Raw genomic sequence first — 26,322 nt, 5'->3', positions numbered from 1 at the left:
CATACGGATTACTTCACGTTCTCCACCCACTTGCCGTCAACAAAAAAGGCCGACCATCCTGTCGCCTTGCCATCCTTTTCCGAGGCGACATATTGCTGCTTGGTTTTGCGGCTAAAACGCACCAGTGTTTTGTTTCCTTGCGGATCGCTAACCGGCGCCTCCGCCAGATAGCGTAACTTCTCCGGCAACCGATCATGAAAACGAACCAGCTCCTCCACCAACGGCGCCCGGGTTTCCCGGGATTTCGGGAACGTATTCGCCGCCAGAAACACACCCGCCGCGCCGTCGCGCAACACAAAATAAGCGTCAGATTTCTCGCACGGCAACTCCGGCAGCGGTACCGGGTCTTCTTTGGGGGGAGCCACTTCGCCATTACGCAGAATCTTACGAGTATTGCCGCAACCCTCGTTGGTACAGGCCATATACTTCCCGAAACGCCCCATTTTCAGGTGCATTTCAGAACCGCATTTTTCACACTCAACGATCGGGCCGTCATATCCTTTCAGACGGAATTCCCCTGCTTCGATTTCATAGCCATCGCAGGACGGGTTATTACCACAGACATGGAGCTTGCGCTGATTATCAATCAGATAGCTATCCATCGCCGTTCCACATTTGGAACAACGACGGCGTGCAAGCAGAGCATTGGTTTCCGCCTCATCCCCTTCCAGCACGTTCAGCACTTCTGCTTCGGGTATCAAGTTGATCGTCGTTTTACAGCGCTCTTTCGGCGGAAGCGCATAACCAGAACAGCCCAAAAATACACCGGTACTGGCGGTGCGAATCCCCATTTTGCGGCCGCAAGTCGGGCAGTCAATGCTGGTCAACACCATCTGGTTAGGCTTCATCCCCCCAGACTCCGGCTCCAGTTCGGCGGTTTCCAACTGGTTGCTAAATTCAGCAAAAAACTCATCCAGCACCGCTTTCCACTCGGCTTGGTTGTTGGCGACCAGATCTAAACTGTTTTCCATACGTGCGGTGAAATCGTAGCTCATCAACTCGCGGAAGTTTTCCTCCAACCGGTCAGTGACGATTTCCCCCATTTTTTCAGCATAAAAACGACGGTTTTCCACCCGCACATAACCACGATCCTGGATTGTGGAAATAATGGCCGCATAGGTGGACGGCCGGCCGATGCCGCGTTTTTCCAGTTCTTTCACTAACGATGCCTCGCTGTAGCGTGCTGGCGGCTTAGTGAAATGCTGGCTCGGCAACAATTTTTCCAACTCCAGCGACTGGCCGACTTCGATGGCGGGCAAGGTACGGTCTTCGTCGCTCTTGCGTAGTGCCGGCATTACTCTGGTCCAACCGTCGAAACGCAACGTGCGGCCCCTGGCGCGCAACTGGTAGTCACCCGCGCCGACCACCAGCGTGGTGGAATCATACTGTGCAGGTGTCATCTGACAGGCCACGAACTGACGCCAGATCAACTGGTACAGCTTCTGCGCGTCGGTTTCCATATCGCCCAGCTGCTCAGACAGCACAGTGACATCGGAAGGGCGGATCGCTTCGTGCGCTTCCTGGGAGTTTACCTTGCTGGCATACACGTTGGCGGTTTCCGGCAGATAACGCTTACCGAATTGATGACCAATATAATCACGCGCCATACTCAGCGCATCCTGGCTGAGGTTGGTGGAATCGGTACGCATATAGGTAATGTAGCCCGCCTCATATAGACGCTGAGCCATCATCATGGTTTTCTTGACGCCGAACCCCAAACGGGTACTGGCTGCCTGCTGTAACGTCGAGGTAATGAAAGGCGCGCCGGGCTTACTGCTGGTCGGTTTGTCTTCCCGCTCGGCAACCACGTAGCGCGCGCTCTCCAGCAAGCTTACCGCAGCCTGCGTCTGCGCCTGATTCACCGGTTTGAACGGTTTACCGTTGTGATGAGTCACCTGCATTTGCAGCGCGACATCCCCCGTCAGCAAATCGGCATGCAGTTCCCAGAACTCTTCCGGTACAAACGCTTTGATCTCGCGTTCGCGCTCAACAACCAGACGCACCGCCACCGACTGTACACGGCCGGCGGACAACCCACGGGCAATTTTCTTCCACAGCAGCGGAGAAACCATATACCCGACGACGCGGTCCATAAACCGACGCGCCTGCTGCGCGTTCACCCGGTCAATATTCAATTCACCCGGCTGCTCAAACGCCTGACGGATGGCATTTTTGGTAATTTCGTTAAAAACTACACGGCTGAAGCGTTTATCATCGCCGCCAATAATTTCCCGCAAGTGCCAGGCAATCGCCTCTCCCTCGCGATCAAGGTCGGTTGCGAGATAGACATGATCGGCATTCTGCGCCAGCGCTTTCAGCTCGGAGACGACTTTTTCCTTACCGGGTAGGATTTCATAGTGCGCTTTCCAACCACTATAAGGATCGACACCCATGCGATTCACCAGCGCGGACTTTTCATCCTTTTTCACCGGTTTCGTCGCTTTCTTCTTTTCTTTTTCTTCGCCGGCCTCAGCACTCTTCTTACTAGCAGATCCACTGGTCGGCAAATCCCGCACATGGCCGACGCTGGATTTCACCACGTAGTCATTGCCAAGGTACTTATTAATCGTTTTGGCTTTTGCCGGGGACTCGACGATAACGAGAGCTTTACCCATATATATTGTTACCTACTGAATTCTCTAAAAATAAATTTTCTTCAGCGACACAGTCCAAGATGACTCTATCGCATCCCAAGTCACTGAGGCTGGGAAAAAATCGTTCTATTATCACGGCAGATATTGCTGTCGCGTCACAACCTCATGATCACTCAGGAGTAGTCGTTTGTTACCCTTGCCGCATTGTAACCACAGCGCAACCCGTTCTGTCACGGCGTAAAGAAAATCTTCCGCCTTAAGATGCAAAGTTCCACACTCTACCTGATAAATAACGTCACGCAACCTAATTAGCATGTAACCCCGGATTTCGCCAACGCCGAATATCTTTCGTTATCGGCAGCCAATTATAAGAGCCGCGGGTTTGTTTGCCGTGAAATTATCTTGCGCGCTACAATAATTGAAAGCATGTTTGCAGGAGTAGATGTCAGATGTCCGATTTCAATTCAATTGATAAGAAAATGCCAATCGCCCGTGACGCCTTGCTGGCTAAGGCCAATACACTGATTAAAGATCATGAGGATTATTTGAACGGCATGTTTGCCAACGATGTGGAACAGAAAAACGGCGTACTGATTTTCCGGGGGGAATATTTTCTGGATATCGACGGATTGCCGACAACAAAGACAACCGCCGTCTTCAATATGTTTAAACATCTGGCGCATGTTCTGTCGGAGAAATATTACCTGACCGACTAACCATTGCCTTCTTAATCACCTGTCGTCAAAAAACGATATATTGCCAAGCGGCTCCCGCGGATAACAAAACCGCGGGAGCCGCTTTTTTATAGCAGAGGTCGATTACCCCGTTGCCACCAACGCAACATCAGCCGCTCAGCCGAATCCCCTGCGCTGCCGGTCAATCGATCCAGAAAACGCTTACGTCGGGTATAACGCACGGCCAGAACCTCGTGATTATCCATTTCAGCAATCAGCAAATCGTCGCTGGTGCCGATCACATCCACCAGCCCTAAATCTTTGGCTTGCGAGCCAAACCAGTGTTCCCCCGTCGCCACTGCCTCTATATCCAGCAATGGGCGCATCTGGCTCACAAACTGTTTGAACAAATCGTGCGTCTCATTCAGTTCCTCGCGAAACTTCTCGCGTCCCGCGTCGGTATTTTCGCCAAACAGCGTTAACGTCCGTTTGAACTGCCCGGCGGTGTGCAACTCCACATCAATATCTTTATTCTTCAGAAAGCGGTTGAAATTGGGGATCTGGGCTACCACGCCAATCGAGCCAATGATAGAAAACGGGGCGGCAACAATCCGGTCTGCCACGCAGGCCATCATGTAGCCCCCGCTGGCGGCGACCTTATCTACCGTGACGGTAAGCCGGATGCCCTTCTGTCGCAGGCGCTGCAACTGGGAGGCGGCCAGCCCGTACCCATGCACCACGCCGCCGGGGCTTTCCAGCCGCAATAACACTTCATCTTCAGGTCTGGCGACCGCCAACACCGCCGATATCTCTTCCCTCAGGGAGCTAACTTCGCCCGCATCCATGCTGCCATTGAAATCCAGCACGTATAGACAGGGCTTGAACCGTTTTTCCTCTCCGCGCTTAGCGCGCTTTTTATCCCGTTTAGCGCTCTCTTTCTCTTCTTTTTTCTGTTTCTTTTCCAGCAATTTGCGCTCGGCGTCACTCATGGCGGCGGACTGCATTTCCTGCTGCATCTCCCGGTACTGCTCGCCCAGATTAATCACCTGTAGCTCACCTTTACGGTGGCGTTTGCGCTGCGTCACACCCACCGTCAAGACTACCAATGCGCCAATCGCAACCACCAGGGTGACGACTTTTGCCAGGAATAAACCATACTGAGAAAGTAATTCCACAAATACCGCCTTCATTGACCAATATAAGATAGGGTGTTGATTAATCATCAACAATTGCGCTTACACACCGCGCGTTAAGTCTCTAACCTAACTGATGACGGCAGCAATAGCGATGATCTTCATATAGAAATTGCGCTTTGTGCCGCTTTTTACCGCATCGATGACACAACAGGCCAGATATCTGATTGAAAATGCCTATTCCATCAGGCATAAAATCGCTTCCGCCTTTTTTCATCATCCGAATGGCCAATGTACCGGATACGGGATGACGACATAACGAGGACTGTATTTTGCATTATCAACCTCCCAACGATTTGCTGAAACAACGCATTATCCTGGTCACTGGCGCCGGGGACGGCATTGGACGCGAAGCCGCGCTGACCTATGCCCGTTACGGCGCGAGACTTCTTTTGCTGGGGCGCACGGAAAGCAAATTGCACGATGTCGGGCGGCAGATCCTGCGGGAACAGGGCGTGCACAGCACTATCATCCCCTGCGATATGTTGACGGCGACCCACGAAAACTTCATGCAAATCGCCCGACAGATTGAGCAGGATGAGCCCTATCTAGACGGTGTACTGCACAATGCCGGGTTACTGGGAGAAGTCGCCCCGATGCCGGAACAAACAGTCGACAGCTGGCATCAGGTCATGCAAGTCAACGTTAATGCGACCTTCATGCTGACTCAGGCCTTGCTGCCGTTGTTGCTGAAAGCCGCATCGCCCTCCCTGGTTTTCACCAGTTCTAGTGTTGGTCGTCAGGGCCGTGCCAACTGGGGCGCCTATGCCGTATCGAAATTCGCCACGGAAGGCATGATGCAGGTTTTGGCGGAGGAATATCGCCATAGTCATCTGCGCGTCAATTGCATCAACCCAGGCGGAACCCGTACCGCTATGCGTGCGACAGCCTTCCCTGCAGAAGACCCTGATAAGTTGAAAACGCCTGCAGATATCATGCCGCTCTACCTGTATCTGATGGGTGACGACAGCCGCCGTAAAACCGGCATAAGCTTCGATGCCCAACCTGGCAGAAAACCTGGGGCAGCGCAGTAACGCTTTGCACTTTGCAGCAGGAGGCAAACAGTGAGTGACGAACGGCATCAACAACGACAGCAGCGCCTGAAAGAAAAGGTCGACGCCCGAATCGCTGCGGCGACCGATGTTCGGGGAATCATCATGGTGTTTACCGGTAATGGTAAAGGCAAAACCACCGCAGCATTCGGCACCGTCACGCGCGCCGTTGGTCACGGTCTGCGCGCTGGCATAATCCAGTTCATCAAAGGTGAATGGCCGAATGGTGAGCGCAATCTGTTGCAGCAACACGGCGTGGAATTTCAGGTCATGTCTACTGGTTTCACCTGGGAAACACAGAGCAGGCAAACAGATACACGGGCCGCACAGCAGGTTTGGCAACATGCCGAACGCATGTTGAAAGACAAAACCCTCGATCTGGTGGTTCTGGACGAACTGACTTATATGGTCAGCTACGATTATCTCCCGCTGGAGGCCATCACCACCGCGTTGCGTCAGCGCCCTTCGCATCAAAGCGTAATCATTACCGGCCGCGGCTGTCATCGTGAATTGCAGGAAATGGCGGATACTGTTACGGAAATGCGGCCGGTGAAACATGCGTTTGACGCGGGGATACAGGCTCAGCAAGGTATTGACTGGTGAACAGAACAGCCGGCATAGCGCAAGGCTGAGCCGGCAACAGGCAGATTATCCGTTACGTTTGGGCGCATTGCGGCGCGCGCCGACCAAACTATGTCGTTTAACCGCACGACGAATCTGGTTGGCTTTAAGACGACGGCGCTCACGCTCCACCGGCAGTTTACTGACGGTTTCCGGCGACAGTTGCACCAACTCGCGCAGGTAGTTGACATCCTCCAGACTCATTTCCGACCAGCCGCCGCGAGGCAACCCCTTCGGTAGTTGGATATCGCCATAACGGACTCGAATCAGGCGGCTGACCTGCACCCCGACGGCTTCCCACAAGCGGCGAACTTCACGATTGCGGCCTTCAGTCAGCGTGACGTTATACCACTGATTCAGCCCCTCGCCGCCCTGATGGCGAATGGAGCAAAATGCCGCTGGCCCATCATCCAGTTGAACACCTTTGCTCAACTGACGGATTTTGTCATCCCCCACCTCGCCAAAGACGCGCACGGCATATTCGCGTTCAACTTCACGGCTGGGATGCATCAATCGGTTCGCCAGTTCACCATCGGTGGTGAACAGCAACAATCCAGATGTATTAACATCCAGACGACCAACAGCAATCCAGCGAGCACCCTGAATGCGCGGTAAACGGTCAAATACCGTCGGACGCCCTTCCGGATCGCTACGAGTACAAAGTTCACCTTCCGGCTTGTAATACATCAATACCCGGCATACGGTTTCTTCCGTCTCGCGTACCGTAACGACATGACCGTCAATACGAATTTTCGTTGCACGGGTGACATCCACACGGTCGCCCAACGTGGCGATTTTACCATCCACACTGACACGGCCCTGCTGGATAATAGATTCAATTTCGCGGCGCGAACCATGACCGGAACGCGCCAGCACTTTCTGTAGTTTTTCGCTCATTGAGCAACCTCTGAGTGTCGCCTTCACAGGCGTCGAATGGATAAATATCTTTAAATTCAATAACTTAAATTTATTTTGCAGGCTATTATACCGTGTTTTGTCTACTCTGTAACCTCATTTGTCCTACCGCTCGTCGCACAACAACGGCAACGTGACAATCCCGTCATACACGGTCCATGTCGTCGCAAAACATTACTCTGCGATGCTGTATCGCACGACATTCCTAGCACAAACCGCCTCAATATCTCTCGTATCAACCGAATTGATACCCACCGTCAGTTACAGGAACGGCGTCACGTCACCGCTACCTTCTCGCACCACCTGCGGTGCCGGCTCGGTCAAATCGATCACGGTCGTTGGCTGCTGCCCAAGGAATCCGCCGTGAATCACCAAATCCACCTGTTTGCCCAGATGCTCCTGGATTTCTTCCGGATCAGATTCGGCAAAATCATTTCCCGGCAACATCAGCGTGGTCGACATCATCGGTGCATTGAGCGCGGCCAGTAGCTCCAGTGCGATCGGATTAGACGGCACGCGCATGCCAATGGTCTTACGTTTATCGTTCATCAGACGGCGAGGGACTTCCTTGGTGGCTTTCAGGATAAAGGTGTAATTCCCCGGCGTATTGTTTTTGATCAGACGGAATGCCGCGTTATCGACGTAGGCATAGGACGACAATTCCGACAGATCCCGGCACATCAACGTAAAATTATGGTGTTGATCCAGGTTGCGAATACGGCAGATACGTTCCATCGCCGTTTTATCTTCCAGCATGCATCCCAATGCATAACCGGAATCCGTGGGATAGACGATCACGCCGCCTTTACGCAGAATATCCACGCTTTGGCCGATAAGTCGCGGCTGTGGATTCTGCGGATGAATATAAAAAAACTGACTCATGACTCTCCCTCATATCGCCATAAACGCACAACCCGCTGGGCAAGACCACAACGGGTTGGGAGTAAAACCGCCGGAAGGGGATCTCAAATGTTTGCCCCGGTTAGCGCCGGGTGCGACCAGACCGGTTCAACTCCGCCAGGCAGCCATAGTTTACGGCCCAGTTCAATCCAGGCACAGGGCTGATGAAAATCCGATCCTTGAGACCCTAGCAAGCAGTAATCGTGCGCATAACGCGCCAGTTGCGTTCGTTCATCCGGCGCCTGTTGACACTGAGCGACTTCCATCGCCTCACCGCCGCATCCAGCAAACTGATCCAGCAGCCGTTTCAACCACTTAGGACTAAGATCGTAACGCCCTGGGTGCGCTAGCACCGCCACACCACCGGACTGGCGAATCGCGTCGACTGCCTGCGCTATTGTACACCACCGGGGAGGAACATAACCGGTTTTTCCTTTGGCCAAGTACTTTTTGAACACCTGAGAGAGGGTGTCCGCTTTACCCTGCTCCACCAGATAACGCGCAAAATGCGCCCGCGTCACCATACCGCCAGCGGCCAGACGAGAGGCGCCTGCCAGCGCACCAACGATATGCGCTTTTTCCAGACGTTGCGCAATCTCCTCAGCCCGAGCGCGACGGCATACGACCTGTTCTTGCAACAACCCCATCAAGGCTGAATGACCGCACTGGACCCCGAGCCCAACGATATGAATTTCGTGGTGTTCCCACAGAGTTGAGATCTCTACACCTGATATCAGTCTCAACGGTAATGACGACTGCCGAATGGTTTCCTCCGCTTCCTGCAGGCCGGCGATAGTATCGTGATCGGTAATCGCCAACACGCCGACCCGCATATCCACGGCCCGCCGCACCAGCGCGGCAGGCGTCAATACGCCGTCAGACGCTGTGGTATGGCTGTGCAAATCATAGACGGGAAAAGATAGAGAAGGCGTTGCATGTTCTGACACGGCGTTTTCCATTAGCAGGTGATTTCACTGAAGCTGGTCGGCATCATGCCACCAACTTTAACAAAAAGATAACCCGGTCATGAAATCCTGTTGCATCGTTCCACTGCCGGTGCGATGTCAACATCCGCGCATCATCGCCCCCAAAAAACCGTCAGAAAATAAATACCTGAATTGACTATTGACTTCGATTCACCGTTCCAGTTAACTAGTACGCAAGTTCAACACAACGGATGAGCATTAACATGGCAATGCACGCTGACAGCTTCATAACAAAGAAAAACGCAGGTTGGTGGCGCTTCTCCCTATCGCGGGCGGAGTGATTACGCATAGCCATTGACTGACATGCCAAACATCCCAAGCCCGCCAAGAGCGGGTTTTTTTATGGGTAAAAAACGGATAAACACCATGCAAACACCACAACCTGAACTTGAATTGCTGCGCGCAGAGGCTGAGTACCGCAACGACCCCAGCGCCACGTTCCACCAGCTTTGCGGATCGCGACCCGCCACACTGTTGCTGGAATCCGCAGAAATCGACAGCAAACAAAACCTGCAAAGCCTGCTGATTGTCGACAGCGCCTTGCGTATCACCGCGCTGGGGCAACAGGTATCCATTCAGGCGCTGACCGCCAACGGCGCCGCGTTGCTGCCGCTGCTGGATCAGGCATTGCCGCCAGAGATCATCGTCGAAACCCGCCCTAATAGCCGCGAGCTGACTTTCCCACCGGTGGATAGCTTGCAGGACGAAGACAGCCGCCTACGCTCACTGTCAGTATTCGACGCACTGCGCCAATTACTGACGCTGGTGAAATGCCCGGACAGCGAACGGGAAGCCATGTTTTTCGGCGGACTGTTCGCCTACGATTTGGTCGCCGGTTTTGAAAACCTGCCTGCGCTGACGCAACAGCAACGTTGCCCGGATTACTGTTTTTATCTGGCGGAAATCCTGCTGGTGGTCGACCATCAACAGCGCGCCACTCACCTGCAAGCCAGCCTGTTTACGCAAGACGCCGCCGAGCGTCAGCGTCTGCAACAACGGATAGAACAATTACAACATCAGCTACGCCAGCCGGCGCCGGCGCTGCCCAGCCAGACTGTGACCAGCATGTCCCTGAGCTGCAACCAGAGCGACGAAGACTACGGCGCCGTCGTCCGCCAGATGCAACAAGCCATCCGCATCGGCGAAATTTTCCAGGTCGTGCCGTCACGCCGCTTCTCGTTACCGTGCCCGTCGCCGCTTTCTGCCTACCAGACGCTCAAAGACAACAATCCCAGTCCTTACATGTTCTACATGCAGGATCAGGATTTCACGCTGTTTGGCGCATCGCCCGAGAGTTCGCTCAAATACGATGCGCAAAACCGCCAGATCGAAATTTATCCCATTGCAGGGACCCGGCCGCGCGGCCGGCGGGCAGATGGCTCGCTGGATCGCGATCTGGATAGCCGCATCGAGCTGGAAATGCGCACCGACCATAAAGAACTGGCGGAGCATCTGATGCTGGTCGATCTGGCGCGTAACGATCTGGCGCGTATTTGTGAGCCGGGCAGCCGCTATGTGGCTGATCTGACCAAAGTCGACCGTTACTCATTCGTAATGCATCTGGTGTCGCGCGTGGTGGGTACCTTACGTGCCGATCTGGACGTCCTGCACGCTTATCGCGCCTGCATGAATATGGGCACCCTGAGCGGCGCGCCCAAAGTTCGCGCCATGCAACTCATCGCCGACAGTGAAAAAACCCGACGCGGCAGTTACGGCGGCGCGGTCGGCTATTTCACCGCCCGCGGCGATCTCGACACCTGTATCGTTATCCGCTCCGCCTATGTCGAGGATGGCATCGCCACGGTTCAAGCCGGCGCTGGCGTGGTGTTGGACTCCAACCCGCAGGCGGAAGCCGATGAAACCCGCAATAAAGCCCGTGCGGTACTGCGCGCCATCGCCAGTGCCCACCATGCCAGGGAGGTCTTCTGATGGCCGACATTCTGTTACTCGATAATATCGACTCCTTTACCTATAACCTGGTCGATCAGTTACGCGCCAGCGGGCACCGTGTCGTGGTATACCGCAACCAGTTGCCGACCGACACCATCATCGCGCGGCTGCAGCACATGGAAAATCCGGTATTGATGCTCTCCCCCGGCCCGGGAACGCCGTCTGAAGCCGGGTGCATGCCTGAGTTGCTGCGCCGACTGCGCGGACAGTTGCCGATCATCGGCATCTGCCTCGGGCATCAGGCCATTGTGGAAACCTACGGCGGGCATGTCGGCCAGGCAGGCGAAATTCTGCACGGCAAGGCATCCAGCATTCAGCATGACGGCCAGGGGATGTTCGATGGTCTACCCAATCCGCTACCGGTCGCCCGTTACCATTCACTGGTCGGCAGCGACATCCCCGCTGAACTGACCATCAATGCCAGTTTCAATGGCATGGTGATGGCCGTTCGTCATGACGAACATCGGGTATGCGGCTTCCAGTTCCACCCGGAATCCATTCTGACGACCCACGGCGCACGCCTGCTCGACCAAACGCTGGCCTGGGCGCTGGCTTAAATAAGGACGCTCTTATGCAAAATACACTGGAAAAGCTGTATCGCGCCGAAACGCTCAGCAAACAAGAAAGCCACCAATTGTTCAGCGCGATCATTCATGGCGAACTGGAACCCACACAGTTAGCCGCTGCGCTGATCAGCATGAAGGTGCGCGGCGAACATCCGGATGAAATCGCCGGTGCCGCCAGTGCACTGTTGGAAGACGCCAAACCGTTTCCGCGTCCGGACTATCCGTTTGCCGATATCGTCGGCACCGGCGGCGACGGCTCCAACAGCATCAACATCTCGACGGCCAGCGCGTTCGTTGCAGCAGCCTGCGGTCTCAACGTCGCCAAGCACGGCAATCGCGGCGTTTCTAGCCGTTCCGGCTCGTCGGATCTATTGGCGGCTTTCGGCATCAAACTGGATATGCCGGCCGAAACAGCGCGTCAGGCACTGGATGATCTTGGGGTCTGCTTTCTGTTCGCCCCGCAGTATCACACTGGGTTCCGCCATGCCATGCCGGTTCGCCAGCAGTTGAAAACCCGCACGATTTTCAACGTACTGGGCCCGTTGATTAATCCGGCTCGTCCGCCGCTGGCGCTGATCGGCGTTTATAGCCCGGCGCTGGTGCAACCGATCGCCGAGACGCTGCGTGTACTGGGGTATCAGCGTGCGGCCGTGGTACACGGCGGCGGTATGGATGAAGTAGCCATTCATGCACCGACCCAGGTGGCCGAACTGCGCGATGGCCACATTGAAAACTACACCCTGACACATCGTGATTTCGGGCTGGACAGCTTCTCGCTGGATGCACTGCGCGGCGGCGCTCCGGAAGAAAACCGTGATATTCTGGCGCGCTTGCTGCAGGGTAAGGGTCAACCGGCTCACAACGCCGCAGTCGCCGCCAACGTCGCACTGCTGCTAAAACTGTTCGGCAACGAGAACCTGCAGCATAACGCGCAGCAGGCGTTGGAAGTCATTCACAGCGGCCGGGCCTATCAGCGAGTATTGGAGCTGGCCGCCAGAGGATAAGCGAGAAATGCAGGAAACCGTACTCACCAGAATTGTGCGCGATAAAGCGCAATGGCTCGCCGAGCGGCAGCAAAAACAGCCGCTGGAAAGCTTTCAGTCACAGATTGTTCCCAGCACGCGCCACTTTTATCAGGCGTTGCGGCAGTCCAGCCCGGCATTCATTCTGGAATGTAAAAAGGCATCGCCCTCCAAGGGGTTGATCCGTGCTGATTTTGACCCGGTCGCCATCGCCAGGGTTTACCAGGACTACGCCTCCGCCATTTCCGTACTGACGGACGAAAAATATTTTCAAGGCGATTTTGCGTTTCTGCCCAAGGTCAGCGCGGCCGTGCCGCAACCGGTACTGTGCAAAGATTTCATTATTTCGCCCTACCAGATTTACTTGGCGCGTTATTACCAGGCCGATGCCATCCTGCTGATGCTGTCCGTGCTGGATGACAATAGCTACCGTCAGCTCGCCGCTGTTGCGCACAGTCTGAACATGGGTATTTTGACCGAGGTCAGCAACGAGGAGGAACTGGCGCGCGCCATCGCACTGGAGGCGCGTGTGGTGGGTATCAATAACCGCGATTTGCGCGATCTCTCCATCGACCTCAACCGCACCCGCACGCTGGCGCCGCAGTTGCCTGCCGATGTCACCGTCATCAGCGAGTCCGGTATCAGCCGGTACGCCCAGATACAAGCACTCAGTCAGTATGCAAACGGCTTTTTGATCGGCAGTTCCCTGATGGCGGAAGATGACCTGACATTAGCCGTACGCCGCGTCGTGCTGGGCGACAACAAGGTCTGCGGGCTAACACGCCCAGAAGATGCGGCAACCGCCTTTCAGGCTGGCGTGGTATACGGCGGGCTGATTTTTGTCGCCGGATCGCCACGTTATGTGACAACGTCACAAGCTCAACGCATCATGGCGGCGGCGCCGCTGCGCTACGTCGGCGTTTTCCGCCTGGCGACCGTGACCGACATCGTAACCACCGCCACCGAGCTGCAGCTTGACGTCGTACAACTGCATGGCGACGAGGATGAGGCATTCATCGCCGCGCTACGTCAGCAACTGCCCGAACGGTGCCGAATTTGGAAGGCATTGAGCGTCGGCGCCGGGTTGCCACCGTTGACGCTGCCACACGTGGATCGCGTGCTACTCGATAATGCGCAAGGTGGCAGCGGACGCACTTTCGACTGGTCACTGCTTGACGGCCATTCGCTGGATCGCGTGATGGTGGCAGGCGGCCTCTCGCCGGAAAATACGCCAGCGGCAGCACGGCTGGGTGCCGCAGGTCTGGATTTCAATTCCGGCGTAGAACAGCAACCCGGAGTCAAGGATCCACAAAAAATCGCCGCAGTATTTCGTACGTTGCGCCAAGCGCAGCGGCACCGTACTTCACTGATATAACGAGAACAGGTTGATCATGACATTACTTAATCCTTATTTTGGCGAGTTTGGTGGTCAGTACGTACCACAACTCCTGATGCCCGCCCTGCGTCAGTTGGAAGAAGCCTTTGTCAGCGCCCGTCGCGACCCGGCATTCCAGCAAGAATTTAATGATTTATTGAAAAATTATGCAGGCCGCCCCACCGCACTCACGCTCTGTAAGAACCTGACCGCCGGCACCCGCACCCGGCTCTACCTGAAACGAGAAGATTTGCTGCACGGCGGCGCGCATAAAACCAACCAGGTACTCGGTCAGGCTTTGCTGGCGAAACGCATGGGCAAAACCGAAATCATCGCGGAAACCGGCGCGGGTCAGCATGGGGTAGCAACAGCACTGGCCTGTGCGCTGATGGGCCTGAAATGCCGGATTTACATGGGCGCTAAAGACGTGGAGCGGCAATCGCCGAACGTGTTTCGCATGCGGCTGATGGGTGCCGAAGTCATACCGGTGCATAGCGGCTCTTCCACATTGAAAGATGCCTGCAACGAAGCGTTACGCGACTGGTCAGGCAGCTATGACCAGGCTCACTATCTGCTCGGTACTGCGGCCGGTCCGCATCCCTTTCCAACTATTGTGCGTGAATTCCAACGCATGATCGGCGAAGAGACCAAAGCGCAAATGCGTGAAAAAGAAGGCCGGTTGCCGGATGCCGTGCTGGCCTGTGTAGGCGGCGGCTCCAATGCCATCGGTATGTTCGCCGACTTTATCGATGACCCCTCCGTGCGTTTGATAGGTGTGGAACCTGCCGGACTGGGCATTGAAACCGGTCAACATGGCGCGCCTTTGAAGCATGGCCGGGTCGGCATCTACTTTGGTATGAAGTCGCCCATGATGCAGACGGAAGACGGCCAGATCGAAGAGTCCTACTCCATCTCCGCCGGGCTGGATTTCCCCTCCGTAGGGCCGCAGCACGCTTATCTGAACAGCATTGGCCGGGCGGATTATGTATCGATTACCGACGATGAGGCGTTGAACGCTTTTCGCGAACTCTCCCGCCATGAAGGGATCATCCCTGCGCTGGAATCATCGCACGCGCTGGCTCACGCACTGAAAATGATTAAGGCTGAACCGGAGAAAGAACAAATTCTGGTGGTTAACTTGTCTGGCCGCGGTGATAAAGACATTTTTACGGTTCACGATATTCTGAAATCCCGGGGAGAAATCTAATGGAACGTTACCACGCGCTATTCAAACGTTTGGCGGACAAACAAGAAGGGGCTTTTGTCCCCTTCGTAACGCTGGGCGACCCCTCCCCTGAGCTTTCATTACGTATTATTGACACACTGGTGGCTGCCGGTGCCGACGCGCTGGAACTGGGGATCCCGTTTTCCGATCCGCTGGCGGATGGCCCGACGATCCAGAATGCGACCCTGCGGGCCTTTGCTGCGGGTGTCACGCCTGATGTCTGTTTTGAAATGCTGGCCGCCATTCGACAGAAATACCCTGACCTGCCGATCGGGCTGCTGATGTACGCCAATTTAGTGTTCAGTAATGGCATTGATGCGTTTTATCAACGCTGCGCGGCCACCGGCGTAGATTCCGTTCTCGTGGCCGATGTGCCGATTGAAGAGTCGGCGCCATTTCGTCACGCGGCTATGCGCCACGGCATCGCGCCGATCTTCATCTGCCCGCCGAATGCCGATGACGATTTACTGCGAGAACTCGCCTCTCACGGCCGCGGCTACACCTATCTGCTCTCCCGAGCCGGTGTAACCGGCACGGAAACACGGGCGCAGTTGCCATTGCATCATCTGTTGGAAAAACTGCAGGAATACCATGCAGCACCGCCGTTGCAAGGCTTTGGCATTTCTGAACCTGGACAGGTCCGTCAGGTGCTGGACGCTGGCGCCGCAGGGGCGATTTCCGGTTCGGCTATTGTCAATATCATTGAGCAATATCATGCCCAACCGGAAGACATGCTGCGGCGCCTGGCTGATTTCGTCAGCCAGATGAAAGCCGCCACGCTTCCTCGCTAGACCCTGTTCTTCCCATTCATCCAACTCTTTCTCATCCCGGCCATTCGGCCGGGAATTTCCGCTCCATGTCCGTTCATCTATGTACTTTCACCAAGGTATTTTCATCACGCCGCCTGATGAGTCCCGTCCGTTTTTGATTGCCTATCTCTTTCATTTTTTGTTTCAAGGAAATCAAAAATCACAATTGTGATTTTTTTAAGAAAAATGAAAAACGATAAAATCAAATTAGAAATAAATAAATCAATTTTTTTTGATATAAAAATATCAAATATTTGTAATTTTAAATTTCAATTCATTCACAAAGACACAAAATTAAGCCGCCAGATAATTGAAATGACGTTTCAATGCCAAGCATAGATTTTCACTATGGTAAATAGACACAAATCACATAAATGAAATGGTTTTTCATTTTTTAAATATGGAGATCTCGTGCACATATTTGTAAGTGAATACAAATAAAATTGAATTGTGTGACGGTTCTGAGGTCACGCAATCTTAAAAAATAAATGAGTGTCACTGAGGGTTATAACAATGAAATTTAAAATTTTGACGATGATGGTAGCTTCTCTGGTCAGCATGAGTTCAATGGCTGTAACAATCGATTACCGCCATGAAATGAAAGATACAGCTAAAGCTGATCACAAGGATCGTTTGCTAATTTCTCATCGTTTTGACAATGGCTTCGGCTTGTCTTCCGAAGCTTCATGGAAGAATGGCGCTTCTACCAACCAAACTACACCCAACAAACCCTATAATGAGATGGTCAGCAATGAAACTGAAGTCATTGCCAGCTACCTGTACAACTTTAACAAGACCTTTTCTCTGGAATCTGGTTTGTCTTATGTAACCAGTTCTAGCAGCGCCAATTACCGTCCTTATGTTCGTGCGAAAGCGAATGTAATCAACGACCTGACCATGTCTCTGCGCTATCGCCCGTATTTTAAGCGTTACAGCAGCAATATTGGTGTTAGTGGAAAGGACACCAGTGAATCTGGTTATACCTTTACGGGAAATATTGATTACACCTTCCTGAAGGACTACACCATTGGTTATGAGCTGGAATATGCCAAGACAACCAAAGCTGGCGTGAGCTATTACCGTTACGACAATGACAGCGATAACTTTGATCATAACGTGAAGCTGTCCTACAAATGGGATAAAAACTGGAAACCTTACATGGAAGTGGGCAATGTGGCACAAGATGGCACCAGCGATCATCGCCAGACCCGTTATCGTGTCGGTGTACAATATAACTTCTGATAGAACCCGGCATATTTAGCCGGATGCTATTTGTAAAAGAAAGACCCGTGTAAAAGAAAAGGCGGAATAATCATTCCGCCTTTTTGCTATTGAAATTCACCGATGTCGACACCGCATTTATTATTACGATCACAATCGGTTCGCCATTAGCATAACAATTTATCAACACTGTTCGCTAACAGCGAAAATAGCTTATCGCTTTATCCCATAATCTGACGATCAGAATTTATAACCGAATCCAAACATAAATACCCAGGGATCCAGGCGTGTTTTAATACTCTGTTCCGAATCACCCGCTTTGAATTTAACAGTGGTGTCGATATCCATCCACCATACTGACATGTTCAACAACCAGTTTTTATTCAGGTTGTAATCCAACCCAGCCTGGGCCGCTACACCCCACGAGCTTTTCAGACTCAGGTCGCTCAACCCGGCATTCTCACCGGTCTGATTAAATTTCTCACCAAAGAATGTGGTGTAGTTAACGCCAAGCCCCAAATAAGGACGCAGCTTATCCGCGCTCTGTCCGAAATAATACTGAGCCATCAGCGTCGGAGGCAGATGTTTGACTTCGGCGATAGTGCCAACACTTCCCACACCGACCTTGTGTTTGAAAGGTGTCGCCGCCAATAATTCAACCCCGATATTATCGGTAGCCATATAACCGAGCGTCAGCCCTAATTGGGTATTGTCGTTAACATTGAAGGAACCCAGCCCTAACACATTATCTGAGCTTTCCATCGGATGTACCGTTGCCGTCCCCGCACGAACAATTACATCCCCAGCCTGATGAGCCTGTGCCAGAGTTGGCAGTAAAGCTGCCGCCATCAGTACCAAAGAGGTCTTTTTCATTACCCACTCCTTTTATAAGGTTAATGTTCCGGCGAACTATACCCACCCAGGGGTATTTTTATTTGAAGCAAGATCACAGAGCGACACAATTCTTACCCATTTATGGCATTACTCAAATCACAATAACTCTTCAAAAAACAAATAATTGATTCAGATCAAAATCAGTGCCAGCGGGCATTATGCGTGCATCTCATTCACCCAGGACGGCGCGACGACGCATTCGGGAGTACATTTTTATTTACAGCGTGATGCGAACCAATAGTGAATGATGGATTAACCAATCATGAGTAGAAGCGTAAATCCCTGTATGCAATGTGGCGCTTGCTGCGGTTATTTTCGTGTTTCATTTTACTGGTCGGAAGCCGCTGATGGCGGCGGGTGCGTTCCTGTCGAATTAACGCAGCAAGTTTCCCCGTTTCTACGCTGTATGGAAGGCACCAACTGCCGGCAACCGCATTGCATCGCTCTGGAGGGGGAGATTCGTCACGCCGTCCGCTGCCGTATTTATGAACAGCGTCAGAGCCCATGTCGCGAACTCAGTCAGCCTGGTGAGCACCGCCGGGCGTATTACGGCCTACCGCCGTTAACGCAGGAAACATTACCGGATGCCGTGACATAAAACAGAGTAAAAATAGCCAGATATCGATCATCACAGGCGGGGTGCCACACATGGACGAACAGGTTACAATAGCGCGATATTTTGTTGCCAATCCTCCAAGGAGTCTTCATGCCTATCACGGCCAGCAGGTTGTACCGTGACACCCTGAACTTTACCCGTAACCAGTTTCTCAGCATTCTTCTGTTGTCTTTGTTGACCGCCTTCATCGCCGTTTTCCTCGGATATGCTTTTATGCCCGGTAGCGAACAGTTGCAGATGCTCAGCAACAGCAATATCGATCTTTCGGCGATTGAACGCCCGGATATCGGGGACATCATTCAGCAGATGTCCCCGGAACAACAGTGGGTATTGCTCCGGGCTTCCGCTGCGGGAACATTTTCCTCCTTGCTGGGTAACGCCGTTCTGACGGGCGCCATGCTGATCCTGCTGCATATTGTTTCCGCCGGACAACACACCAGCGCGCTGCGAGCCATTAGCGCATCCGTTCCGTTTTTGCCTCGCCTTTTCGGCCTGATGCTGGTCTGCACGCTATTGATACAGTTAGGTATGTTGTTGCTGGTGGTTCCTGGCATCCTATTAGCCATCGCATTCAGCCTGTCGCCCATCATCGCCGTCACGGAAAAAAGTGGGGTCTTCGCATCAATGCGTGCCAGTAGCAAACTGGCGTTCGTACACTTCCGCCTGACCACGCCGGCGATCATTCTGTGGCTGCTGGTAAAAGTGGCTTTGCTGATGTTGATAGCCAGATTGCCAACGATGTCGCCGACAGCCATGGCGATTATCCTGAACAGCATAAGTAACCTGTTATCCGCGATGCTGCTGGTTTATTTATTTCGTCTTTATATGCTGATCAGGTCATAAACAGCACATACCTAGGCTAGACAGGTGGTGACAATCTGTTGACCAAGGTAATTTTCTGCAAATTGTTATGATTAATCGGGAATCCGACGGTATAAACAGCGATAATCAGCGCTTACTGAGATCGCTCGCCGCCACACCGGTGGCGAGATAATGATGCAAGATCAGGCAACGGATAGATGTAATGAAGCAACTTATTGATTTTATTCCACTTGTCGTATTTTTCGTTTTTTATAAACTTTACGATATCTATGTCGCCTCTGGTGCTCTGGTGGCGGCTACAGCCGTCGCGTTAATCCTGAGCTGGGCTATCTATCGCAAAATCGAGAAAATGATGCTGCTCACCTTCATCATGGTGGCCATTTTTGGCAGCCTGACGCTGATTTTCCATAACGATCAGTTCATTAAATGGAAGGTGACTATTATTTACACGCTGTTTTCCGCCGCACTGTTATTCAGCCAATTCGTTATGAAAAAACCCTTGATCCAGCAAATGCTTGGCAAAGAGCTCGTGCTCCCGCTACAGGTCTGGTCCCGGCTGAACGTCTCATGGGCGATGTTCTTCCTGCTTTGCGGAATGGCCAATATCTATATTGCATTCTGGCTACCGCAAAGTATCTGGGTCGATTTCAAAGTATTTGGCCTGACTGGTATGACGCTGGTATTTACTCTACTGTGTGGCATCTACATTTATCGCCACCTCCCTGTCGAACAGGAAAAGGCAAAGAGTGAAAGCGATAAATAACCACCCTGTTTTGACATGGGATTTCTTTACTCACAACCAGGTTCATTAATCTTATGAGCAAACAAGACGTATTCCCTCATGGAGAGCTGGTGTTGCGCACGTTGGCGATGCCAGCAGATACCAATGCGAACGGCGATATTTTTGGCGGATGGCTAATGTCTCAGATGGACATCGGCGGCGCCATACTAGCGAAAGAGATTGCTGAAGGCCGAGTTGTAACCGTCAAAGTAGATGAAATGACTTTTCTCAAACCTGTTGCGGTGGGGGATGTCGTCTGCTGCTACGCCCGTTGCGTCCGTACCGGGCGGACATCAATGAGTGTCAATGTAGAAGTGTGGGTAAAAAAGGTGTCATCCGACCCAATCGGGCATCGCTATCGTGCAACAGAAGCACTGTTTACGTATGTGGCGATAGATGAGGACGGGAAACCACGGGAACTGCCCGAAGGTAAAAGTCATTTTACGCCGCTGTGATAATGACTCCCTTTTAGACGAAAAAGGCGCCTGCGGGCGCCTTTTTACGTTGTTGGACCGGCTCGCTATTCCATCGCTGCCCCGCCGTTGATTCTGAAAACGATCGTCACCACCAGGCCGGTCGCGGGTTTATTTTCTTCATAACGCCACTTACGCATCGCCTGTTTGATATCGCGTTCGAACATATTTCGTGGTTCGGCAGACAAAATTTGAACATTATCAATGCGACCGCTCGAATCAACATCAAACTGAACTCTGACTTTACCCTCAATGCGCAATGCAAACGCCCGCGCCGGATACTCCGGTTGCGCACGGCTTAACGGACGCGGCCCAGAAGGCTGAGGATTAGGCGGCGGCGCCTGATGAACCGGCGCCGTATTCTGCACGACGGGTTGCGTCGGCGCCGGTGTCGACGTTTGGGGTGTCTCTTTGGGCGGTTCGATTTTTTTAACCGGTTTCGGTTTTGGCTTAGGTTGGGGTTTGGGCTCCGGTAACGGTACAGGCACAGGTTTTGGCAACGGCGGCGGCTCCGGCTTAACCTCCGGCTCAGGCGGCGGCTCGGGCACTTTTTCCGGCTCTGGTTGCGGCGCAGGAGCAGCCTCTTCCGGCGCGACATTGACCATCATCACCTTCATTGGCGGCGTTTCCGCCGGAATTTGTACAGAATTCAGGAATGATGCGTATAACAGCCCGGCAATCAGCGAACCGTGAACACCCACGGAAACTAGCAATGGCCATGAATAACGCCGAGTCAGGAAAAAAGTTTTTTGCGGCATAGTTGTATAGTGTCCTCTCTCGCCGCGATTTTAAATGCAAATAGCAATCATATTCAATACCAAATTAGCGATTAACCCACTCACAAGATCATGATTCCCTAGCCAGATCAAGATAATGGCGCATCAGGGATTGTGCTTCCATGGCTACTGCGTATGATGAAACGGTCGTACCATTCATTATTCTCCCTAGTATGAGGTTTAGCATGCTGTACGTTATTTATGCCACTGATGTGCCGAACACGCTGGCTCAGCGCCTTGAAGCCAGGCCCGCACACCTTGCTCGCCTGCAAACCCTGCGCGATCAGGGCCGTTTACTGACCGCCGGCCCGCTACCCGCGGTTGACAGCGAGGCTCCAGGTTCGGCCGGTTTCACTGGCTCCGTGGTTATCGCTGAATTCGCTTCGCTGCCGGAAGCTCAACGTTGGGCTGACGCGGATCCTTATGTTGCTGCTGGAGTCTATGCGTCTGTTGTGATCAAACCGTTCAAAAAGGTATTTTAATACCTTGTTTTAAAGAAACTTTCCGCATCACATAGAACCAACAAGCATAAATAAAAAGGACACATTATAAATCGTGTCCTTCACTCCCGCGCCCAAATTGCCGTCCGTATTTTCCCCTCAAGCTCATCCGCTGTATCCCAAATGATGACATCGTCATCCATGGCACCGTCAAGGAATCGGTGGGTTTCCCACCAGAGGACTTCCACTGAAATATTTCAGTCATTTGTCAGTGTTATGTTGGCCGCAATTTCGCTTCAGAGAGTCATTATTATGTCGACACGTCCCCATTTTCTTCGCAGATGCCGCCAGTACCGTCTGAGTTTTCTGTCCGGTTTGCTACTGATTATCGGGCTCTTTTCCCTGCTGCAATTACTATCGGTAGGGATGATCTCAAGAACCATGGTCGAACTGAGGCAGGACAATGCCGCCAATGAAATACTGAGGCAGCAACAAGCATTGATGGATCAGGCTCGCATGGAAGTCATGAATGCCAGTGACAAACTTAACCGCGCCGGCATCTATCTGATGTTTGATAAAACTACCGGCTCCGTCGGCAGTTGGAACAGTTTGATGAGCGAAGCCGAAGCATCGCTGAAACGCTCGCAAGAGTATTACCAACGGCTCGGCGGTCTTGCGGCTGCTGATACCACCACTCCCGCTTTCACCGAACTGCGCAACAGCTACCAACAGTTGTACAACGGTTTGGTTGAACTGGCGGACGGCATCAAAAAAACCAACGATACCGATATTTTCTTCGCCATTCCCATTCAGGCGTATCAAACGCTGTTCACGCAAAAGTATGCCCGTTATCTGCAGGAAAATGATGCCCGGTTGACACAACATACCCAAAGCCTGATCAGTCGGCTCGATGCCACCCAGACCATGTTCATTACTATTCTGGGGTTATTGCTGTGTATCTCGCTGATCGTCTGGATTAGCGTCAGTAAAGTGATTATTCGTCCCCTTAAGCGCATCACTGAACATTTACAACTGATTGCCGCAGGCGACTTGTCTCACGATATCGGCGTCGAAAAGCGCACCACCCGCGAGATAGATCAGTTGAATCAAAGCGTCATCCAGATGCAAGGCGGTTTGGTCGCGCTGATAAGCCAGGTACGCCGGGGAATGGAAACCATGATGAACAATGTCAATGATGTGGCGACCGATAACCAGACCCTGTCATTGCAGGCGCAGAAGCAATCTCAGGAACTAAAAGTCACCACCGAACACATCATGCAGCTCAGCCAGCATCTGGAACAAAACGCTCGCTATACCCAGCAAGCTGGCCATCATGCCGGTGAAACCAGCCATATCGCCGAACAGGGCGAGACCATGATGAACGACGTTCGCCAGGCGATGACCGCCATCTCCGGGCGCAGTAAAGAGATGACAGAAGTCATCAGTCTGATCGAAAACGTGGCATTCCAGACGCACATTTTATCGTTGAATGCTTCTATTGAAGCAGCTAGGGCCGGCGAACTTGGCCGTGGATTCGCGGTTGTAGCACGAGAAGTGGGCTCTCTGGCCTCACAAAGCAGCCATTCCGCCCAAAACATCAATACGCTGATACGTGAATCCAATAACAGCGTGACGACGGGCTCCCAGCTGGTAGAACGCCTCAATGACAGTCTGCAGGAAATCATTCAGGCATCCCGAGGTACCAGTACCTTCCTGAATGAGATTACCGATATTTCACTGCAGCAGAACGACAGCATCCATGAAGTCACCGGGCGGATACGCACACTGAATGAAACCGTCATGCAGAATGCGCTACAAGTAGAAGCGTCCGCCGATACCTTTAACCATTTGCTGGAACAGGCGGAGCAATTGAATATATCGGTCGCACAATTCAGATTGCCGAAACAGCTGCAGGATGATGATACAGACCAACGGCCCTCACTATCCAACGTCACACCGTTACCGGCCGACGCCGGCGATTATGCCAAACCGGCATCCTACAAATCTTCTCATTGGGCGTCGATTTCCGCACCACAGGTAAAAGTGGCAAGTTAATTGTTTTAGGCGTGGGCGGGGTTGCCATTCATCGTGTTAACAGCGAGATGGCCCCCGCGGGTACCATCACCACTCGTAGACAACCGCATAGAGATGGGAACGACGATGCAGTTTTTCCTGCAACAAACGGATATGACGGATATGGCGATAACTGCGGGATTGCGCTTCCAACCAACGGGCCCGACGGCGCTGAACCTGGCGCAACATACGCCAACGGCTGACTTCATTGCGACTGCGTTTCATAGCTGACTCTTGTGATTAAAATCGTGATTATAACGACGTGCGCCGCCATTATATCCCCTTGCTTCTGACCGCCAAACCATCCAAAGCGGAATTTCTCTCGATAGACGTCGCTATTTTATTCAGACAGAAGGACTTTCACCTTTTGACAATCTATGCATACACTTTGAAAAGAACTATTTAGCCAAAGGGATCTGCACATCGCGACTATGACAGCATTTTATACCGTGTTGAGTGGTTTGCTGGTTTTCAGCTACTGGCTGCTGATTGCCGGCATCACACTGCGAATTCTGATGAAACGACGTGCAGTTCCCTCGGCCATGGCCTGGTTGCTGGTCATTTATATTCTGCCGCTGGTCGGCATTATTACCTATCTCTTACTTGGCGAGCTGCATCTCGGTAAACAGCGTGCCGAACGTGCTCGTCAGATGTGGCCGGCAACGGCGCAATGGCTGCGCGAACTGAAAGGATTCCAGCGCATTTTCGCCACTGAACATAGTGAAGTAGCCCGGTCTCTGTTCCAGCTATGTGAGCGCCGTCAAGGGGTTGCCGGGGTAAAGGGTAATCAGTTGCAGCTGCTGACCTCGTTCGATGACACGATAAAAACTCTGCTCCGGGATATCGAACTGGCACGCAACAATATCGAGATGGTGTTTTATATTTGGCAGTCAGGCGGGCTGGTTGAGCAGATTCAGGCAGCCCTGCTGTCCGCCGCGCAGCGCGGCGTTAAATGTCGGATCCTGCTGGATTCTGCTGGCAGCGTAAACTTTTTTCACAGCACTCAGCCGACACTCATGCGCAATGCGGGTATTGAGGTGGTGGAAGCCCTGCAGGTCAATATCTTGCGGGCCTTTCTGCGACGTATGGATTTGCGCCAACATCGTAAAGTCATATTGATCGATAATCGCATCGCCTATACCGGCAGCATGAATATGGTTGACCCGCGCCATTTCAAACAAGAGTCCGGCGTCGGCCAGTGGATTGATCTGATGGTTCGCACCGAAGGCCCGGTCGCAACCACGATGGGCATTATCTACAGCCAAGACTGGGAGATGGAAACCGGTCAACGCCGGCTCCCCCCAGCTCCGGATGTAAACATCATGCCGTTCGAGCAGGAAAGCGGCCATACCATCCAGGTCATCGCTTCCGGCCCGGGATATCCTGAAGATATGATCCATCAGGCGCTGCTGACGGCGGTTTACTCCGCCCGTCAGCAGTTGATCATGACCACCCCGTACTTCGTTCCCAGCGATGACTTGCTGCATGCTATCTGCACTGCCGCCCAGCGCGGCGTGGATGTCAACATTATCGTGCCGTACAAAAACGACTCCATGATGGTGGGATGGGCCTGCAAAGCCTTCTTCAGTGAATTACTGGCGGCAGGCGCACATATTTATCTGTTCAAAGACGGCTTGTTGCATACCAAAAGCGTGCTGGTTGACGGTCAACTTAGCCTGGTCGGTACCGTCAATCTCGACATGCGCAGCCTGTGGTTGAACTTCGAAATCACGCTGTTGATCGATGATGCCGGTTTTGGCCGTGATCTGGCCTGTATACAGGAGGACTACATGCTCCGTTCTGAACGTTTACAGGCGGGAAAATGGCAAAAACGCCCGTATTGGCAGTTGATCGTGGAGCGATTGTTCTACTTTTTCAGCCCGCTGCTGTAATCCTTTCCGCCTTCATGCTCTAATACCGCATCATGTTTTAACAGGGACATCGTTATGGATTTGAATAATCGCCTGACCGAAGATGAAACGCTAGAACAGGCCTATGACATTTTTCTGGAGCTGGCGCCGGATAACCTGGATCCTGCGGACATTCTGCTGTTCAATCTGCAGTTTGAAGAGCGCGGCGGCGCAGAGCTGTTCGACCCGGCCGACGATTGGGCGGAACACGTTGATTTTGATCTCAATCCTGACTTTTTCGCTGAAGTGGTGATCGGCCTGGCGGAAAAAGACGGCGATGAAATTACCGATATCTTTGCTCGCGTGCTGATTTGCCGCGAGAAAGACCACAAACTTTGCCATATCCTGTGGAAAGAGTGACTCCCTCACTTAACGTCTTCCCGCCCTGACGACACAAACGCCCCTTTCGGGGCGTTTGTGTTTTTTCGACGGGC

Annotated in this window: 24 protein-coding genes, 1 pseudogene and 1 other annotated feature; of the genes and pseudogenes, 17 read left to right on the top strand and 8 right to left on the bottom strand. The window is 52.8% G+C overall.

From position 1 onward, the window contains the following. Nucleotides 1–8: 8 nt before the first annotated feature. On the bottom strand, nucleotides 9–2,615 hold the full coding sequence (gene topA / locus HEP82_RS04120; protein ID WP_192456923.1) for a type I DNA topoisomerase: 2,607 nt from the start codon (nucleotides 2,613–2,615) through the stop codon (nucleotides 9–11). Between the two features lie 428 nt (nucleotides 2,616–3,043). Here topA and HEP82_RS04115 point away from each other — a divergent pair, with 428 nt between their 5' ends. Next, complete coding sequence (locus HEP82_RS04115; RefSeq protein WP_192456922.1) at nucleotides 3,044–3,310, top strand: YciN family protein; 267 nt, start codon at nucleotides 3,044–3,046, stop codon at nucleotides 3,308–3,310. Nucleotides 3,311–3,396: 86 nt separating this feature from the next. Here HEP82_RS04115 and sohB read toward each other — a convergent pair whose 3' ends face one another. Continuing rightward, nucleotides 3,397–4,443 carry a protease SohB gene (gene sohB, locus HEP82_RS04110; protein ID WP_192456921.1) on the bottom strand — a complete coding sequence of 349 codons (1,047 nt, stop codon included), beginning with the start codon at nucleotides 4,441–4,443 and terminating at the stop codon, nucleotides 3,397–3,399. A 290-nt stretch (nucleotides 4,444–4,733) separates the two neighbouring features. On the opposite strand from sohB, the gene HEP82_RS04105 reads away from it, so the two are divergent. Together HEP82_RS04105 and cobO are read left to right on the top strand one after the other, a co-directional pair. Further along, nucleotides 4,734–5,495, top strand: a complete 762-nt coding sequence (locus HEP82_RS04105; protein ID WP_192456920.1) for a YciK family oxidoreductase — start codon at nucleotides 4,734–4,736, stop codon at nucleotides 5,493–5,495. Nucleotides 5,496–5,525: 30 nt separating this feature from the next. Then, nucleotides 5,526–6,116 carry a cob(I)yrinic acid a,c-diamide adenosyltransferase gene (gene cobO, locus HEP82_RS04100; RefSeq protein WP_192456919.1) on the top strand — a complete coding sequence of 197 codons (591 nt, stop codon included), beginning with the start codon at nucleotides 5,526–5,528 and terminating at the stop codon, nucleotides 6,114–6,116. A gap of 45 nt (nucleotides 6,117–6,161) precedes the next feature. Here the strand turns inward: cobO and rluB are convergent, their stop codons facing one another. The 3 genes from rluB to rnm all read right to left on the bottom strand — a co-directional run bounded on the left by rluB (nucleotide 6,162) and on the right by rnm (nucleotide 8,908). Then, nucleotides 6,162–7,031 carry a 23S rRNA pseudouridine(2605) synthase RluB gene (gene rluB / locus HEP82_RS04095; protein WP_192456918.1) on the bottom strand — a complete coding sequence of 290 codons (870 nt, stop codon included), beginning with the start codon at nucleotides 7,029–7,031 and terminating at the stop codon, nucleotides 6,162–6,164. A gap of 279 nt (nucleotides 7,032–7,310) precedes the next feature. Then, nucleotides 7,311–7,931, bottom strand: a complete 621-nt coding sequence (locus HEP82_RS04090) for an L-threonylcarbamoyladenylate synthase (protein ID WP_192456917.1) — start codon at nucleotides 7,929–7,931, stop codon at nucleotides 7,311–7,313. An 83-nt stretch (nucleotides 7,932–8,014) separates the two neighbouring features. Continuing rightward, nucleotides 8,015–8,908, bottom strand: coding sequence for an RNase RNM (rnm, locus tag HEP82_RS04085; RefSeq protein WP_192456916.1), 894 nt, complete (start codon nucleotides 8,906–8,908; stop codon nucleotides 8,015–8,017). A 269-nt stretch (nucleotides 8,909–9,177) separates the two neighbouring features. Continuing rightward, nucleotides 9,178–9,279, top strand: a sequence feature (Trp leader region). Nucleotides 9,280–9,301: 22 nt separating this feature from the next. On the opposite strand from rnm, the gene HEP82_RS04080 reads away from it, so the two are divergent. The 6 genes and pseudogenes from HEP82_RS04080 (at nucleotide 9,302) to HEP82_RS04050 (ending at nucleotide 17,124) form a co-directional block, all read left to right on the top strand. Further along, complete coding sequence (locus tag HEP82_RS04080) at nucleotides 9,302–10,864, top strand: anthranilate synthase component 1 (RefSeq protein WP_192456915.1); 1,563 nt, start codon at nucleotides 9,302–9,304, stop codon at nucleotides 10,862–10,864. Continuing rightward, nucleotides 10,864–12,455: pseudogene (trpD, locus tag HEP82_RS19925) on the top strand (bifunctional anthranilate synthase glutamate amidotransferase component TrpG/anthranilate phosphoribosyltransferase TrpD). The gene HEP82_RS04080 and the pseudogene trpD overlap by 1 nt, the downstream one beginning before the upstream one ends. A gap of 7 nt (nucleotides 12,456–12,462) precedes the next feature. Further along, nucleotides 12,463–13,848 (top strand): bifunctional indole-3-glycerol-phosphate synthase TrpC/phosphoribosylanthranilate isomerase TrpF, encoded by a 1,386-nt coding sequence (gene trpCF, locus HEP82_RS04065; protein ID WP_192456913.1) that lies wholly within the window; start codon nucleotides 12,463–12,465, stop codon nucleotides 13,846–13,848. 13 nt (nucleotides 13,849–13,861) lie between these two features. After that, entirely contained in the window at nucleotides 13,862–15,055 is a 1,194-nt protein-coding gene (gene trpB / locus HEP82_RS04060) for a tryptophan synthase subunit beta (protein WP_192457098.1), read from the top strand. After that, the gene (trpA, locus tag HEP82_RS04055) at nucleotides 15,055–15,864 is read left to right on the top strand and encodes a tryptophan synthase subunit alpha (RefSeq protein ID WP_192456912.1); all 810 of its coding nucleotides are present in this window, start codon (nucleotides 15,055–15,057) and stop codon (nucleotides 15,862–15,864) included. Before trpB ends, trpA begins: the two co-directional genes overlap by 1 nt. A 531-nt stretch (nucleotides 15,865–16,395) precedes the next feature. Then, nucleotides 16,396–17,124: an oligogalacturonate-specific porin KdgM family protein gene (locus HEP82_RS04050; RefSeq protein ID WP_192456911.1), complete on the top strand. Its 729-nt coding sequence runs from the start codon at nucleotides 16,396–16,398 to the stop codon at nucleotides 17,122–17,124. Between the two features lie 219 nt (nucleotides 17,125–17,343). On the opposite strand, the gene ompW is transcribed toward HEP82_RS04050, so the two are convergent. Then, nucleotides 17,344–17,976 (bottom strand): outer membrane protein OmpW, encoded by a 633-nt coding sequence (ompW, locus tag HEP82_RS04045; protein WP_012765546.1) that lies wholly within the window; start codon nucleotides 17,974–17,976, stop codon nucleotides 17,344–17,346. Between the two features lie 283 nt (nucleotides 17,977–18,259). On the opposite strand from ompW, the gene HEP82_RS04040 reads away from it, so the two are divergent. The 4 genes from HEP82_RS04040 (at nucleotide 18,260) to yciA (ending at nucleotide 20,671) form a co-directional block, all read left to right on the top strand. Continuing rightward, nucleotides 18,260–18,595 (top strand): YkgJ family cysteine cluster protein, encoded by a 336-nt coding sequence (locus HEP82_RS04040; protein ID WP_192456910.1) that lies wholly within the window; start codon nucleotides 18,260–18,262, stop codon nucleotides 18,593–18,595. A gap of 108 nt (nucleotides 18,596–18,703) precedes the next feature. Next, nucleotides 18,704–19,456: a YciC family protein gene (locus HEP82_RS04035; RefSeq protein WP_192456909.1), complete on the top strand. Its 753-nt coding sequence runs from the start codon at nucleotides 18,704–18,706 to the stop codon at nucleotides 19,454–19,456. Between the two features lie 181 nt (nucleotides 19,457–19,637). Further along, nucleotides 19,638–20,198: a septation protein A gene (locus HEP82_RS04030; RefSeq protein ID WP_192456908.1), complete on the top strand. Its 561-nt coding sequence runs from the start codon at nucleotides 19,638–19,640 to the stop codon at nucleotides 20,196–20,198. Between the two features lie 53 nt (nucleotides 20,199–20,251). Then, entirely contained in the window at nucleotides 20,252–20,671 is a 420-nt protein-coding gene (gene yciA, locus HEP82_RS04025) for an acyl-CoA thioester hydrolase YciA (protein WP_012765550.1), read from the top strand. A 65-nt stretch (nucleotides 20,672–20,736) separates the two neighbouring features. On the opposite strand, the gene tonB is transcribed toward yciA, so the two are convergent. Then, nucleotides 20,737–21,447, bottom strand: a complete 711-nt coding sequence (gene tonB / locus HEP82_RS04020; RefSeq protein ID WP_192456907.1) for a TonB system transport protein TonB — start codon at nucleotides 21,445–21,447, stop codon at nucleotides 20,737–20,739. A 203-nt stretch (nucleotides 21,448–21,650) separates the two neighbouring features. Here tonB and HEP82_RS04015 point away from each other — a divergent pair, with 203 nt between their 5' ends. Together HEP82_RS04015 and HEP82_RS04010 are read left to right on the top strand one after the other, a co-directional pair. Further along, the gene (locus HEP82_RS04015; protein ID WP_192456906.1) at nucleotides 21,651–21,947 is read left to right on the top strand and encodes a YciI family protein; all 297 of its coding nucleotides are present in this window, start codon (nucleotides 21,651–21,653) and stop codon (nucleotides 21,945–21,947) included. 270 nt (nucleotides 21,948–22,217) lie between these two features. Beyond that, nucleotides 22,218–23,960, top strand: coding sequence for a methyl-accepting chemotaxis protein (locus HEP82_RS04010; protein ID WP_192456905.1), 1,743 nt, complete (start codon nucleotides 22,218–22,220; stop codon nucleotides 23,958–23,960). A 66-nt stretch (nucleotides 23,961–24,026) separates the two neighbouring features. On the opposite strand, the gene HEP82_RS04005 is transcribed toward HEP82_RS04010, so the two are convergent. Continuing rightward, nucleotides 24,027–24,203, bottom strand: coding sequence for a YciY family protein (locus HEP82_RS04005; protein WP_012765554.1), 177 nt, complete (start codon nucleotides 24,201–24,203; stop codon nucleotides 24,027–24,029). Between the two features lie 206 nt (nucleotides 24,204–24,409). Here HEP82_RS04005 and cls point away from each other — a divergent pair, with 206 nt between their 5' ends. Together cls and HEP82_RS03995 are read left to right on the top strand one after the other, a co-directional pair. Next, on the top strand, nucleotides 24,410–25,870 hold the full coding sequence (gene cls, locus HEP82_RS04000) for a cardiolipin synthase (RefSeq protein ID WP_192456904.1): 1,461 nt from the start codon (nucleotides 24,410–24,412) through the stop codon (nucleotides 25,868–25,870). A gap of 48 nt (nucleotides 25,871–25,918) precedes the next feature. Continuing rightward, nucleotides 25,919–26,248 (top strand): HI1450 family dsDNA-mimic protein, encoded by a 330-nt coding sequence (locus HEP82_RS03995; protein WP_243061603.1) that lies wholly within the window; start codon nucleotides 25,919–25,921, stop codon nucleotides 26,246–26,248. The last annotated feature ends 74 nt before the right edge of the window (nucleotides 26,249–26,322 follow it).

The sequence above is a fragment of the Musicola keenii genome, assembly GCF_014855505.1.
Classification (GTDB): Bacteria; Pseudomonadota; Gammaproteobacteria; order Enterobacterales; family Enterobacteriaceae; genus Musicola; species Musicola paradisiaca.
This window is presented reverse-complemented; position numbering and strand designations above follow the sequence as displayed.